Below are 14,745 nucleotides of genomic sequence, written 5' to 3' on the forward strand. Positions count from 1 at the left end.
CCGTGAAGGTGGCCGCACCGTCGGTGCAGGCATCGTCGCTTCGATCATCGAGTAAAGAATTTGACTGGCGGTTATGCCGCCGGTCTGGCATCTTGAATGCCAAATAGGGGTATAGCTCAGTTGGTAGAGCGACGGTCTCCAAAACCGTAGGTCGCGGGTTCGAACCCTGCTGCCCCTGCCATTTAAAACGAGTACTCATGGCTTGACTGTGAGTGCTCGTTTTTTATATTAAGAGTTAGCGGTTTCGCTGACTATTCTGATTAGCGCTCTGGCCTTTTGGCAGCGAAGTCAGATATCGATAACTTTCCGCCGGTTATTTAGATCGGGCAGGGGAGGTCGCGGCAGCACGATTGAATGGTGCAGCAAGCGATGTTCGTAAGGATCGGATTTCCGATAAGCCTGTATGGTATTCTTTTAACTATTGGGCTTGTTTTTTTTGGGAATCGATTCTATGTAACGTCAACAGACACGCGGTGCGTGGGGCTGAATCTTCAGCTTTACGTGCCGTATACGCATGGGTATCGGGTTCTGATTCGTTTTGAACGGTCCGGTTTCCTCAAGCAAGAACAGAGTGGCAGATGGCATCTAAGACGAATCCGATCACCTTTCTTCAGCAGGTTCGCGCCGAAACGGCGAAGGTGAGCTGGCCGACCCGGCGTGAAACAGTCATTTCCACCATTATGGTGGTTGTCATGGCTTTTTTTGCTGCTGCATTCTTTTTTCTTGCCGATCAGCTTATGGCCTATGGCGTAGAATTTATACTTGGCCTTGGCCGCTAAGCAGGATTGGGGAGTTACGAGATGACAGCGCGCTGGTACATCGTTCACGCCTATTCCAACTTCGAAAAGAAGGTGGCTGAGGATATTCAGGCTAAGGCTGCACAGAAGGGTCTTTCTGGCCTTATTGAGCAGATTGTCGTGCCGACCGAGAAGGTTGTTGAAGTTCGCCGTGGCCGCAAGGTTGATGCTGAGCGCAAGTTCTTTCCGGGTTATGTTCTCGTTCAGGCTACCCTGACTGATGCTGTATTCTCGCTGATCAAGAATACGCCTCGCGTGACTGGCTTCCTTGGTGATTCCAAGCCTGTTCCGGTTTCACAGAAGGAAGTAGATCAGATTTTGAACCAGGTTCAGGATGGTGCAGAGCGTCCAAAGACTTCTGTGACCTTCGAAATCGGCGAAAATGTTCGCGTTTCCGATGGTCCGTTTGCCTCGTTCAATGGCATTGTGCAGGAAGTCGACGAAGAGCGCGCGCGCCTCAAGGTTGAAGTTTCCATCTTCGGGCGTGCTACGCCTGTTGATCTTGAATACGGTCAGGTCGATAAGCTCTGATCGTTTAGCTCGCGAGGGCGTTCACCGTAACAGGTGAAAAGGGTGGAAGGGTAGGTGGCTTTAGCCGGTCGCTGATCTCGAACCACCGAACTGCCAGTCAGTTTTACTGACGTCAGTCGAGAGCCGGATTTCCGGCATTAATCGAGAACGCCGGTTTCCGGTATTTTTATGAAGGCAGAATGCAATGGCTAAGAAAATTGCAGGCCAGCTGAAGCTCCAGGTAGCAGCAGGTGCGGCCAACCCATCGCCTCCGATTGGCCCAGCACTGGGTCAGCGCGGCATCAACATCATGGAATTCTGTAAGGCATTTAACGCTGCCACACAGGAACTGGAAAAAGGTTCGCCGATTCCAGTCGTGATCACATACTACCAGGACAAGTCTTTCACTTTTGTGATGAAGACCCCTCCGGTAACCTACTTCCTTAAGAAGGCTGCCAACCTCAAGTCGGGTTCCAAGGCGCCTGGCAAGGAAAAGGCAGGCACGATTGCGCGTGATAAAGTTCGCGAAATCGCTCTTGTTAAGATGAAGGATCTCAACGCATCTGACGTGGAAGCGGCTATGCGTATGATCGAAGGTTCTGCCCGTTCGATGGGCCTGGAAGTGGTGAGCTAAGACCATGGCAAAGATTTCCAAGCGTGTAGCTAAGATCCGCGAAGGCGTTGACGTCAACAAGCTCTATGACCTGTCCGATGCTATCGGCCTGGTTAAGGAACGTGCAGTTGCCAAGTTCGACGAAACCATCGAAATCGCAATGAACCTCGGCGTTGACCCACGTCATGCTGATCAGATGGTTCGTGGCGTTGTTAACCTTCCAAACGGCACCGGCCGTACTGTTCGCGTTGCTGTTTTTGCACGCGGCGACAAGGCTGAAGAAGCGAAGAAGGCTGGCGCTGACATCGTTGGTGCGGAAGAACTGTTCGAAATCGTCAACGGCGGCAAGATCGACTTTGATCGTTGCATTGCAACCCCAGACATGATGCCACTCGTTGGTCGTCTTGGTAAGGTGCTCGGCCCGCGTGGCCTGATGCCAAACCCTAAGGTTGGTACTGTTACTGTCGATGTTGCAGCTGCAGTTACCGCTTCTAAGGGCGGCGCAGTTGAATTCCGCGTTGAAAAGGCTGGTATCATCCACGCCGGTATTGGCAAGGTTTCCTTCGACAATCAGAAGCTCGAAGAAAACATCAAGGCTTTTGCCGATGCAGTTATCAAGGCTAAGCCTTCGGCTGCTAAGGGTGAATACGTCAAGCGCGTATCGATTTCTTCGACCATGGGCGTTGGCGTCAAGGTCGACCCGTCAACCGTTAAGGTTGTCGCTTAAGTTATTTAGGCTCCGGTTCGCCGGAGCTTAGCCTTTCTTCGAGAAAGGCAAATGGTGGCACATCTGCATCGTGAAAGCGGTCAAAAGTGCAAGAATTCCGGATCGCAAGATCCGGATAGCCGGACGAAAGTCCGGTTATCCTGTCCGAGATTGCAGGCGGACATTCATCTTCGGGTGATTGTCCTTAAACATATGGCCTGCATGAGACGTGGAATAACCCTGTTTCGCATGAATGTGCATGCAAGGTTTGAACCGTAGTTGCCTTTGAGTGATGCCTGGTTTCCAGGATAGCTGAAGGGGACAGGATCCTCGAACGTCGGGCTGACTGTGAAGTTCGTCCGGCAAAGGCAACCCGGCAGGACCATGTGGTCCTGTCTACTGGAGAGAGACAGTGGATAGAGCGGAAAAACGCGAATTTGTCTCGTGGCTGAACGGAGCTTTTAAAGATTCCGGTTCGGTCGTCGTGGCCCACTATACCGGTCTCACTGTTGCGCAGATGAGCGATCTTCGCTCAAAGATGCGCGATGCTGGTGGTACCGTTAAAGTCGCGAAAAACCGCCTTGCCAAGATCGCTCTTCAGGGCACGGAATCGGAAGGTATCTCTGATCTGTTTACAGGTCAGACGGTTGTTGCTTATGCAAACGACCCAATTACCGCTCCGAAAGTAGCCGTCGAATTCGCTAAGGCTAACGACAAGCTCGTTATCCTCGGCGGTGCAATGGGCGCAACGACACTTAACGCCGATGGCGTAAAGTCGCTTGCTTCGCTCCCATCGCTCGACGAACTGCGCGCAAAGCTGGTTGGAATGATCCAGACCCCGGCTCAGCGTCTCGCAGTACTTACCAGCGCACCAGCGGGCCAGATCGCTCGCGTTATTGGCGCGCACGCCCGGAAGAACGAGGCGGCGTAAGGCCGTTTTTCGCTGTCAATTGTTCAAACCTTGAAACTAAGGAAATACCAAAATGGCTGATCTCGCAAAGATCGTTGACGACCTGTCGGCACTGACCGTTCTCGAAGCTGCAGAGCTTTCGAAGCTTCTCGAAGAGAAGTGGGGCGTTTCGGCTGCTGCTCCTGTAGCAGTTGCTGCTGCTGGTGGCGCTGCTCCAGCTGCTGCTGCTGAAGAAAAGACTGAATTCGACGTCGTCCTCGCTGACGGTGGCGCAAACAAGATCAACGTGATCAAGGAAGTTCGCGCAATCACCGGTCTCGGCCTCAAGGAAGCTAAGGACCTTGTTGAAGCTGCTCCAAAGGCAGTTAAGGAAGGCGCTTCGAAGGACGAAGCTGAGAAGATCAAGGCACAGCTCGAAGCAGCTGGCGCTAAGGTCGAACTCAAGTAAGTTCGAAAATTCCGACGGACGGTTTCCGTCCGTCGGTTTCACTCTGGACTTGCATCTGGAGTAAATGCATGAAAAGAAACGAAAAGTGCGGAATTCGCTTTGATTTGTGCATCTTATAATCGGAACGGATATTTGAAGAGCGTTCTGATCCTGTTGAACCCTTTTTCTGATGGCCTTGAAGGGGCTTTCAGAAAACGGGTTTTAGCCCGTTAGAAGGACCGCCGAAAGGCGGCGCACGATAAAGGCCGCAAGGCGTGAGCAAGCCGTAAGGCTATAGAACGAGGAGCGACGATGGCTCAGACCCATTCTTTCAATGGTCGCAAGCGCGTACGCAAATTTTTCGGCAAGATTCCCGAGGTCGCGGAAATGCCTAACCTCATCGAGGTTCAAAAGGCATCTTACGACCAGTTCCTCATGGTTGAGGAACCAGCTGGCGGGCGTTCTGACGAGGGTTTGCAGGCGGTTTTCAAGTCTGTTTTCCCAATTCAGGATTTCTCCGGCGCTTCAATGCTCGAATTCGTCCGCTACGAATTCGACGCACCAAAATTCGACGTTGACGAATGCCGTCAGCGCGATTTGACGTATTCGGCACCTCTCAAGGTGACGCTGCGTCTGATCGTGTTCGATATTGATGAAGATACCGGCGCGAAGTCCATCAAGGACATTAAGGAGCAGGACGTTTACATGGGCGATATGCCGCTCATGACGGACAACGGCACCTTCATCGTCAATGGTACAGAACGCGTTATCGTTTCGCAGATGCACCGTTCGCCGGGCGTATTCTTCGATCACGACAAGGGCAAAACCCATTCGTCGGGTAAGCTTTTGTTCGCAGCTCGCGTTATTCCTTATCGCGGTTCGTGGCTTGACATCGAATTCGATGCCAAGGACGTAGTTTATGCACGTATCGACCGTCGCCGTAAGCTTCCAGCTACGACGCTGTTGATGGCGCTTGGCATGGACGGCGAAGAGATTCTGTCGACGTTCTATAAAACTGTCACCTATTCGCGTGACGGTGATAACTGGCGCATTCCTTATTCGGCTGACCGCTTCAAGGGTATGAAGATCATTTCTGATCTCGTCGATGCGGACACCGGAGAAGTCGTTCTCGAAGCTGGCAAGAAGTTGACCGCTCGCTCCGCAAAGCAGCTCGCTGAGAAGGGCCTCAAGGCCATCAAGGCGACTGAAGATGATCTGTTCGGCTCGTACCTTGCAGAAGACATCGTCAATTACGCTACCGGCGAGATTTATCTCGAAGCTGGTGACGAAATCGACGAGAAGGTTCTCAAGACGCTTCTCGACACCGGTGTTGAAGAGATCAACGTTCTCGATATCGACCATGTCAATATCGGTGCGTATATCCGCAACACGCTCGCTGTCGACAAGAACGAAAGCCGTCAGGAAGCTCTGTTCGATATCTATCGCGTTATGCGTCCAGGTGAGCCGCCGACAATGGACTCGGCTGAAGCCATGTTCCATTCGCTGTTCTTCGATTCGGAACGCTATGACCTTTCTGCTGTTGGTCGCGTGAAGATGAACATGCGTCTTGATCTCGATGCAGAAGACACCGTGCGTGTTCTGCGCAAGGAAGATATCCTTGCTGTGGTCAAGATGCTGGTTGAACTGCGCGATGGCCGCGGCGAAGTTGATGACATCGACAACCTCGGCAACCGTCGTGTTCGTTCGGTTGGCGAACTGATGGAAAATCAGTACCGCGTTGGTTTGCTCCGCATGGAGCGTGCGATCAAGGAACGTATGTCCTCGATCGAAATCGACACGGTTATGCCGCAGGATTTGATTAACGCGAAGCCTGCTGCCGCAGCAGTGCGCGAGTTCTTCGGTTCTTCGCAGCTGTCGCAGTTTATGGATCAGACCAACCCGCTTTCGGAAATCACCCACAAGCGCCGTCTTTCGGCTCTTGGACCTGGTGGTCTTACCCGTGAGCGTGCTGGCTTCGAAGTCCGTGACGTGCATCCGACCCACTACGGCCGTATCTGCCCGATTGAAACGCCAGAAGGCCCGAATATCGGTCTGATCAATTCGCTTGCAACTTTTGCCCGCGTCAACAAGTACGGCTTTATTGAAAGCCCGTATCGTAAGGTTGTCGACGGTAAGGTAACGAGCGACGTTGTTTACCTTTCGGCTATGGAAGAAGCGAAGCACTCGGTTGCTCAGGCAAACGTTGAGCTGGACGAGCAGGGCGGTTTTGTTGACGAATTCGTCATCTGCCGTCACGCAGGCGAAGTTATGATGGCGCCGCGTGAAAACGTGGACCTGATGGACGTTTCGCCGAAGCAGCTCGTTTCGGTTGCAGCAGCTCTTATTCCGTTCCTTGAAAACGATGATGCTAACCGTGCTCTCATGGGCTCGAACATGCAGCGTCAGGCCGTTCCACTCGTTCGTGCGGAAGCTCCGTTCGTTGGCACCGGTATGGAAGCAGTTGTCGCACGTGACTCAGGTGCTGCTATCGCCGCTCGCCGCGGCGGTGTGGTTGACCAGGTTGACGCAACGCGTATCGTTATTCGCGCTACTGAGGATCTCGATCCTTCTAAGTCTGGCGTTGATATCTATCGTCTGCAGAAGTTCCAGCGCTCGAACCAGAGCACCTGTATCAACCAGCGTCCGCTTGTACGCGTTGGTGATCCTATCGGTAAGGGAGACATCATTGCTGATGGCCCATCGACTGATCTGGGCGACCTGGCTCTTGGTCGTAACGTGCTTGTCGCGTTCATGCCTTGGAATGGTTACAACTACGAAGATTCGATCCTTCTTTCCGAGAAGATTGTTTCGGACGACGTCTTCACCTCGATCCACATTGAGGAATTTGAAGTAGCTGCCCGCGACACGAAGCTTGGACCTGAGGAAATCACACGCGATATTCCGAATGTGTCGGAAGAAGCGCTGAAGAATCTCGACGAAGCAGGTATCGTTTATATCGGTGCTGAAGTGCATCCTGGCGACATCCTTGTCGGTAAGATCACGCCGAAGGGCGAAAGCCCGATGACGCCTGAAGAAAAGCTTCTGCGCGCTATCTTCGGTGAAAAAGCGTCCGATGTTCGTGATACCTCGATGCGTATGCCTCCAGGTACTTACGGTACCGTTGTTGAAGTTCGCGTTTTCAATCGCCACGGCGTTGAAAAAGACGAACGTGCAATGGCGATCGAACGCGAAGAGATCGAACGTCTTGCCAAGGACCGTGACGACGAACAGGCTATTCTCGACCGTAACGTTTACGGTCGTCTCGCCGACATGATCGACGGTAAGGTTGCTGCTGCAGGCCCGAAGGGCTTCAAGAAGGGCACGACCATTACTCGCGATATCATGACCGAGTATCCGCGTTCGCAGTGGTGGCAGTTTGCTGTTGAAGATGAAAAGCAGCAGGGTGAACTCGAAGCTCTGCGCGGCCAGTACGACGAATCCAAGAAGCTGCTTGAAGCACGCTTCATGGACAAGGTCGAAAAGGTTCAGCGCGGCGACGAGATGCCTCCAGGCGTCATGAAGATGGTCAAGGTCTTTGTCGCTGTGAAGCGCAAGATCCAGCCGGGTGATAAGATGGCTGGCCGTCACGGCAATAAGGGTGTGGTTTCCCGCATTCTTCCTGTCGAAGACATGCCATTCCTAGAAGACGGTACGCATGCCGATATCGTTCTTAACCCGCTTGGCGTGCCGAGCCGTATGAATGTGGGCCAGATTCTGGAAACACATCTTGGCTGGGCTTGCGCTGGTATGGGCAAGAAGATCGGTGAGCTGATCGATGTTTATCGCAAGACGGCAGACATTCAGCCGCTGCGTGATACGCTCGAGCACATCTATCCGGACAATGACCGCAATGAGCCTGTTCGCTCTTATGACGATGATTCAGTCATGATGCTGGCGAACCAGGTCAAGCGCGGCGTGTCTATCGCAACGCCGGTCTTCGACGGTGCGGTGGAAGCTGACATCAATGCGATGTTGACGGATGCAGGTCTTGCAACCTCGGGTCAGTCGACGCTGTATGATGGACGTACGGGTGAGCCGTTCGACCGTCAGGTGACAATGGGCTACATCTATATGTTGAAGCTCCACCACTTGGTCGACGACAAGATCCATGCTCGTTCGATTGGACCTTACTCGCTCGTCACTCAGCAGCCGCTTGGTGGTAAGGCGCAGTTCGGTGGTCAGCGCTTCGGTGAAATGGAGGTCTGGGCTCTGGAAGCATACGGTGCAGCTTACACGCTGCAGGAAATGCTTACGGTCAAGTCCGACGACGTTGCCGGCCGTACCAAGGTCTACGAAGCCATCGTTCGTGGCGACGATACGTTCGAAGCTGGTATTCCAGAAAGCTTCAACGTTCTGGTTAAGGAAATGCGTTCGCTCGGTCTCAATGTTGAGTTGGACGACACACGCGACGAGCAGCCGGCACTTCCGGACGCGGCGGAATAAAAAACATCAAGGCGCGCCATGGTATTGCCGTGGCGCGCCCGTAAGGTGTTTCTAGTAACCGTGTAAAACGGTTTGCGTAAACGAAATGCCGAACGGAATGTGCAGTTAAATACTGCGTAATACCGCGATTTCTTTTCAAGATGGCAGGGACTTTCAGCCTGTCGTCGACGACACACTGGGCGGCGGATCGCCCTCAAGGAGAACGGCATGAACCAAGAGGTCATGAATCTTTTCAATCCTCAGGCTCCGGCACAGACGTTCGATTCCATCAGAATCTCGATTGCCAGCCCTGAGAAGATTCTGTCCTGGTCATACGGCGAGATCAAGAAGCCGGAGACGATCAACTATCGTACGTTCAAGCCTGAACGCGATGGTCTCTTCTGCGCGCGTATCTTTGGCCCGATCAAGGATTATGAATGCTTGTGCGGCAAGTACAAGCGTATGAAATACAAAGGCATCATCTGCGAAAAGTGCGGCGTGGAAGTTACGCTGTCGCGCGTTCGTCGTGAGCGTATGGGCCATATTGAGCTCGCCGCACCTGTTGCCCATATCTGGTTTTTGAAGTCGCTGCCTTCGCGCATCGGCACACTGCTGGACATGACGCTCAAGGATATTGAGCGCGTTCTGTATTTTGAAAACTATATCGTTACTGAACCAGGTCTGACTTCGCTGAAAGAGCATCAGCTTCTTTCGGAAGAAGAATACATGATTGCCGTCGATGAATTCGGCGAAGATCAGTTCACAGCCCTGATTGGTGCGGAAGCTATCTTTGAACTTCTGGCTTCGATGGATCTCCCGAACATCGCCGCAGACCTGCGCGTTGAACTTGCAGAAACCACTTCGGAACTGAAGACGAAGAAGCTGATGAAGCGTCTCAAGATCGTTGAGAACTTCATGGAATCCGGCAATCGTCCTGAATGGATGATCATGAAGATCGTTCCGGTCATTCCACCGGATCTGCGTCCTCTGGTTCCACTGGATGGCGGTCGTTTTGCTACGTCCGATCTCAACGACCTTTACCGTCGTGTGATCAACCGTAATAACCGTCTGAAGCGTCTTATTGAATTGCGCGCTCCTGGCATCATTATCCGTAACGAAAAGCGTATGTTGCAGGAAGCTGTTGACGCGCTGTTCGATAACGGCCGTCGTGGCCGCGTCATCACCGGTGCTAACAAGCGTCCGTTGAAGTCGCTCTCCGACATGCTCAAGGGTAAGCAGGGTCGTTTCCGTCAGAACCTTCTCGGTAAGCGCGTCGACTATTCTGGTCGTTCGGTTATCGTGACCGGTCCTGAACTGAAGCTGCATCAGTGCGGTCTGCCGAAAAAGATGGCGCTCGAACTCTTCAAGCCATTCATCTACGCTCGTCTTGACGCCAAGGGTTACTCCTCGACTGTCAAGCAGGCGAAGAAGCTTGTTGAAAAGGAACGTCCGGAAGTTTGGGATATCCTTGACGAAGTCATCCGTGAGCATCCGGTTCTCCTGAACCGTGCGCCTACGCTGCACCGTCTTGGTATTCAGGCATTCGAACCCACGCTGATTGAAGGCAAGGCCATTCAGCTGCATCCGCTCGTTTGTACAGCGTTTAACGCTGACTTCGACGGTGACCAGATGGCTGTTCACGTTCCGCTGTCGCTTGAAGCCCAGCTTGAAGCACGCGTGCTGATGATGTCCACCAACAACATCTTGCACCCAGCGAACGGCGCACCAATCATCGTTCCTTCGCAGGACATGGTTCTCGGCCTCTACTATCTGTCGATCGTGGCAGACAAGGAGCCGGGTGAGGGCATGGTGTTTGCCGATATGGGCGAACTTCAGCATGCGCTTGAAAACAAGGTCGTCACGCTGCACACCAAGATCAAGGGCCGTTTCAAGACGGTTGATGCGGAAGGCAAGCCTGTTTCCAAGGTTTACGACACTACGCCTGGTCGCATGATCACTGGTGAGCTTCTGCCGAAGCACGCCAATGTGCCTTTCGATATCTGCAATCAGGAGATGACGAAGAAGAACATCTCCAAGATGATCGACCACGTCTACCGCCATTGCGGTCAGAAAGAGACGGTTATCTTCTGCGATCGCATCATGCAGCTCGGCTTCGCCCATGCATGTCGCGCCGGTATTTCCTTCGGTAAGGATGACATGGTCATTCCGGACTCGAAGGCTAAGATCGTTGCAGAAACCGAAGCTCTGACGACTGAATACGAACAGCAGTACAATGACGGTCTGATTACTCAGGGCGAAAAGTACAATAAGGTCGTTGATGCCTGGGGTAAGGCGACTGACAAGATCACCGAAGAAATGATGGCCCGCATTAAGGCTGTTGAATTCGATCCGGTGACCGGACGTCAGAAGCAGATGAACTCGGTCTACATGATGTCTCATTCGGGTGCCCGTGGTTCGGTCAACCAGATGCGTCAGCTGGGCGGTATGCGTGGTCTTATGGCCAAGCCGTCGGGCGAAATCATCGAAACCCCGATCATTTCGAACTTCAAGGAAGGCCTGACGGTTAACGAATACTTCAACTCGACACACGGTGCCCGTAAGGGTCTTGCCGATACCGCGTTGAAGACCGCTAACTCGGGTTATCTGACACGTCGTCTTGTTGACGTTGCACAGGATGCGATTATTTCGGAAGTCGATTGCGGCGCCGAAATCGGTCTCACCATGCAGCCAATCGTTGATGCTGGTCAGATCGTTGCTCCAATTGGACAGCGCGTTCTGGGCCGTACGGCACTTGATCCGATCATCAATCCGGCAACCGGCGAAGTCATCGTCGAAGCTGGTCGCATGATCGAGGAAAAGGACGTTGAAGTCATCGAGAAGGCCGGCATCCAGTCGATCCGTATTCGTTCGGCTCTGACCTGTGAAACCCGTAACGGCGTTTGCGCCAAGTGCTATGGTCGTGACCTTGCACGCGGTACGCCTGTTAACCAGGGTGAAGCAGTTGGCGTTATCGCTGCTCAGTCGATCGGTGAGCCTGGCACTCAGCTGACCATGCGTACGTTCCACCTTGGTGGTACTGCACAGGTTGTTGACTCGTCTTACCTGGAAGCTTCGTACGAAGGCACTGTCAAGCTGCGTAACCGCAACGTGGTTCGCAACTCCGATGGCAATCTCGTGGTGATGGGCCGTAACATGGCTGTCCTGATCCTCGACTCGACCGGCAAGGAACGTGCGGTTCACCGCGTAACCTACGGTTCACGCCTGTTCGTTGACGAAGGTGATGCAGTCAAGCGCGGCCAGCGTATTGCTGAATGGGATCCGTACACCCGTCCAATCTTGACGGAAGTTGAAGGTTACATCGAGTTCGAAGATCTCGTTGATGGCCTTTCGGTTTCGGAAACAGCGGACGAGTCGACCGGTATCACGAAGCGCGTCATCATTGACTGGCGTTCGACACCACGCGGTGCGGACCTCAAGCCTGCTATGGTCATCAAGGACAAGAGCGGCAAGATCGCGAAGCTGTCGAAGGGTGGCGAAGCTCGCTTCCTGCTTTCGGTAGAAACGATCCTTTCGTTCGAGCCTGGTGCACATGTTAATGCTGGTGATGTTATTGCGCGTCTGCCGATGGAAAGCGCGAAGACCAAGGATATTACCGGTGGTCTGCCACGCGTTGCGGAACTGTTCGAAGCTCGTCGTCCGAAGGACCACGCCGTCATCGCAGAGATCGATGGTACCGTTCGTTTTGGTCGCGATTACAAGAACAAGCGTCGCATCATCATCGAGCCAAACGACGATACGATCGAGCCTGTTGAGTATCTGATCCCTAAGGGCAAGCCGTTCCATCTTCAGGACGGTGACGTTATCGAAAAGGGTGAATATATCCTCGACGGTAACCCGGCACCGCATGACATTCTGGCGATCAAGGGCGTTGAAGCACTCGCTTCGTACCTCGTGAACGAAATCCAGGAAGTCTATCGTTTGCAGGGTGTTCTCATCAACGACAAGCACATCGAAGTGATTGTCCGTCAGATGCTGCAGAAGATCGAGATCACGGAATCCGGTGATACCGGCTACATTCCGGGCGATCACGTCGACCGCATCGAACTGGACGAAATCAATGATCGTCTGATCGAAGAAGGCAAGAAGCCAGGTTCGGGTAATCCAGTTCTTCTTGGTATTACCAAGGCGTCGCTTCAGACTCCTTCGTTCATCTCGGCGGCATCGTTCCAGGAAACCACTCGCGTACTCACCGAAGCTGCAGTTGCAGGCAAGATGGATACGTTGCAGGGTCTCAAGGAAAACGTCATCGTCGGTCGTCTCATCCCGGCTGGTACAGGTGGCATGACCAACCAGATCCGTCGCATTGCAACTGCTCGCGACGAACTGATCATCGACGAGCGCCGCAAGTCGACCGGTTCGTCGGAAGCCAACGTGATGCTGGCAGATATGACCAACAACGCTGCCGAATAATCGGAAAGCAATCAACTAAGAAAAGGCCGCCTTTCGAGGCGGCCTTTTTGTTATGCAAATTTCAAAAAGAAAGGGCGGTTTAAAACCGCCCTTGATCATTATGCAAAGCGGAAGATGCTCCACATTTTTCGGTGTTCGCTTACGTCGAACTTATTCTTCTTCTTCATCGCCTTCGAACTCAATCAGTGCAACTTCGCCGGTGAGGGCGGTGTGCCATGCGCTCTTGTGTGGTTCTTCTTCTGGTTCTTCCGTGATGGTACCCATCTCGACCAGCTCTGCTTCGTGATAACCTTCTTCTGCCAGGATCGCGAGAACCGTCTGAACGAGATCTTCGTCTTCATCGGATTTCAGCAGGATATGGACTTCGATAGATTCCTCTTCACCTTCGTTCCAGACGTCGGCGATCACCAGGTGAACAATCGGCGAATCGTTCTCTGTGGATGTGGTGGTGGATGACATTGAGAATCCCTTAATATTGTGTTGCGTTTCGACTCGGATGTGCTTCAATAGCGACTGTTGATGTCTGGCGCTATGCTGGCATACGAAAATGACAGTTTTGCCGCGAAATATTAGCGATATGAAGCCTAATGCGGCGCAATAACCTGTCCGGCGGACCCCAAAACGCCCCCGAGCGGCCTTTTGGATAAGAAACTTAACGTCCTGCCCTTGACGAAACGCCTGTAAACACGTATCAGCAGCCCATCTGAGCCGATGTGAGGCTGGCATTTTCGGAGCGACGCGCTCTGGAGTTCGCCTCAAACAGGGTTCGTTTTACGATCGAAATGCAACTTGCCGTTCGCATGAAGCTTATGCTTCCTCTGCTTTTGTTCGGGTGGCCGCTGATGGAGTGGCTCGTCCCGAATTTGTGCATGAGCACTCCGGTGAAACGGCCCTTATTGGGCGCCGATACGAGATTTTTTATAGAGGAAGGTTCAATGCCTACCGTAAACCAGTTGATCCGCAAGCCGCGCACTGCGCCGGTAAAGCGTAATAAGGTTCCTGCTCTGCAGGCAAACCCACAGAAGCGCGGCGTTTGCACCCGCGTTTATACAACGACCCCTAAGAAGCCAAACTCGGCTCTCCGTAAGGTCGCCAAGATCCGTCTGACCAATGGCTTTGAAGTCATCGGTTACATTCCTGGTGAAGGTCACAACCTTCAGGAGCACTCCGTGGTCATGATCCGCGGCGGTCGCGTAAAGGATTTGCCGGGTGTGCGTTACCACATCATCCGCGGCGTTCTCGATACCCAGGGTGTTAAGAACCGCAAGCAGCGTCGTTCGAAGTACGGTGCGAAGCGTCCTAAGTAAGAATTTTCCGGGGATACCGGCCGCCGGAATGGCGAGTTGAGCCCGATGTAATTGAAAGTTGAGACGAAATGTCCAGACGCCATAAAGCTGAGAAGCGTGAGATTAATCCGGATCCAAAGTTCGGCGATCTCGTTATCACGAAGTTCATGAATGCAGTTATGCTTCATGGTAAGAAGTCGGTTGCTGAAAGCATCGTTTACGGTGCGCTGTCTGCAATCGAAGCCAAGGCGAAGTCAGAGCCGGTCGCGCTGTTCCATCAGGCGCTCGACAATGTTGCTCCGCACGTTGAAGTCCGTTCGCGCCGCGTTGGTGGTGCAACCTATCAGGTTCCGGTCGATGTGCGTTCAGAACGCCGCCAGGCACTTGCCATTCGCTGGCTGATCAATGCAGCTCGTGGTCGCAATGAAACGACGATGATTGACCGTCTCTCCGGCGAACTGCTGGATGCGGCAAACAATCGTGGTTCCGCTGTCAAGAAGCGTGAAGACACGCACCGCATGGCAGAAGCCAACCGCGCGTTCTCGCATTACCGCTGGTAATCGTCGAACCCTATTCAAAGAGCAAAAACATGGCCCGCGAATATAAAATCGAAGACTACCGCAATTTCGGTATTATGGCTCAC

11 protein-coding genes and 1 tRNA gene are annotated in these 14,745 nt (G+C 53.1%); 11 read left to right on the forward strand and 1 reads right to left on the reverse strand.

Features of this window, described 5'->3' with window-relative positions; translation table 11 throughout:
• Window positions 1-105 precede the first annotated feature (105 nt).
• The 9 genes from RT142_RS24160 to rpoC all read left to right on the forward strand — a co-directional run bounded on the left by RT142_RS24160 (window position 106) and on the right by rpoC (window position 12,816).
• Window positions 106-181, forward strand: a tRNA-Trp gene (locus tag RT142_RS24160).
• A 397-nt stretch (window positions 182-578) separates the two neighbouring features.
• Window positions 579-779 carry a preprotein translocase subunit SecE gene (secE, locus tag RT142_RS24165; RefSeq protein ID WP_007875444.1) on the forward strand — a complete coding sequence of 67 codons (201 nt, stop codon included), beginning with the start codon at window positions 579-581 and terminating at the stop codon, window positions 777-779.
• A gap of 21 nt (window positions 780-800) precedes the next feature.
• Window positions 801-1,328, forward strand: a complete 528-nt coding sequence (gene nusG, locus RT142_RS24170; protein ID WP_007875442.1) for a transcription termination/antitermination protein NusG — start codon at window positions 801-803, stop codon at window positions 1,326-1,328.
• Between the two features lie 184 nt (window positions 1,329-1,512).
• Complete coding sequence (gene rplK / locus RT142_RS24175) at window positions 1,513-1,941, forward strand: 50S ribosomal protein L11 (protein ID WP_007875441.1); 429 nt, start codon at window positions 1,513-1,515, stop codon at window positions 1,939-1,941.
• A gap of 4 nt (window positions 1,942-1,945) precedes the next feature.
• Entirely contained in the window at window positions 1,946-2,647 is a 702-nt protein-coding gene (rplA, locus tag RT142_RS24180) for a 50S ribosomal protein L1 (protein ID WP_007875439.1), read from the forward strand.
• A gap of 391 nt (window positions 2,648-3,038) precedes the next feature.
• Window positions 3,039-3,557, forward strand: coding sequence for a 50S ribosomal protein L10 (gene rplJ / locus RT142_RS24185; protein WP_007875437.1), 519 nt, complete (start codon window positions 3,039-3,041; stop codon window positions 3,555-3,557).
• A 52-nt stretch (window positions 3,558-3,609) separates the two neighbouring features.
• Window positions 3,610-3,984 (forward strand): 50S ribosomal protein L7/L12, encoded by a 375-nt coding sequence (gene rplL / locus RT142_RS24190; RefSeq protein WP_007875435.1) that lies wholly within the window; start codon window positions 3,610-3,612, stop codon window positions 3,982-3,984.
• A 291-nt stretch (window positions 3,985-4,275) separates the two neighbouring features.
• Window positions 4,276-8,406, forward strand: a complete 4,131-nt coding sequence (rpoB, locus tag RT142_RS24195) for a DNA-directed RNA polymerase subunit beta (protein WP_105518650.1) — start codon at window positions 4,276-4,278, stop codon at window positions 8,404-8,406.
• Window positions 8,407-8,613: 207 nt separating this feature from the next.
• Complete coding sequence (gene rpoC, locus RT142_RS24200; RefSeq protein WP_064320723.1) at window positions 8,614-12,816, forward strand: DNA-directed RNA polymerase subunit beta'; 4,203 nt, start codon at window positions 8,614-8,616, stop codon at window positions 12,814-12,816.
• A gap of 150 nt (window positions 12,817-12,966) precedes the next feature.
• On the opposite strand, the gene RT142_RS24205 is transcribed toward rpoC, so the two are convergent.
• A complete protein-coding gene (locus tag RT142_RS24205) occupies window positions 12,967-13,275 on the reverse strand; it encodes a hypothetical protein (protein ID WP_064320722.1) in 309 nt (102 codons plus the stop codon).
• A 476-nt stretch (window positions 13,276-13,751) separates the two neighbouring features.
• Here RT142_RS24205 and rpsL point away from each other — a divergent pair, with 476 nt between their 5' ends.
• Window positions 13,752-14,123: a 30S ribosomal protein S12 gene (rpsL, locus tag RT142_RS24210; RefSeq protein ID WP_006168377.1), complete on the forward strand. Its 372-nt coding sequence runs from the start codon at window positions 13,752-13,754 to the stop codon at window positions 14,121-14,123.
• 68 nt (window positions 14,124-14,191) lie between these two features.
• Window positions 14,192-14,662 (forward strand): 30S ribosomal protein S7, encoded by a 471-nt coding sequence (gene rpsG / locus RT142_RS24215; RefSeq protein ID WP_007875422.1) that lies wholly within the window; start codon window positions 14,192-14,194, stop codon window positions 14,660-14,662.
• Window positions 14,663-14,745: the final 83 nt, after the last annotated feature.

Source organism: Brucella sp., assembly GCF_032066345.1.
Lineage (GTDB): Bacteria > Pseudomonadota > Alphaproteobacteria > Rhizobiales > Rhizobiaceae > Brucella > Brucella pseudogrignonensis.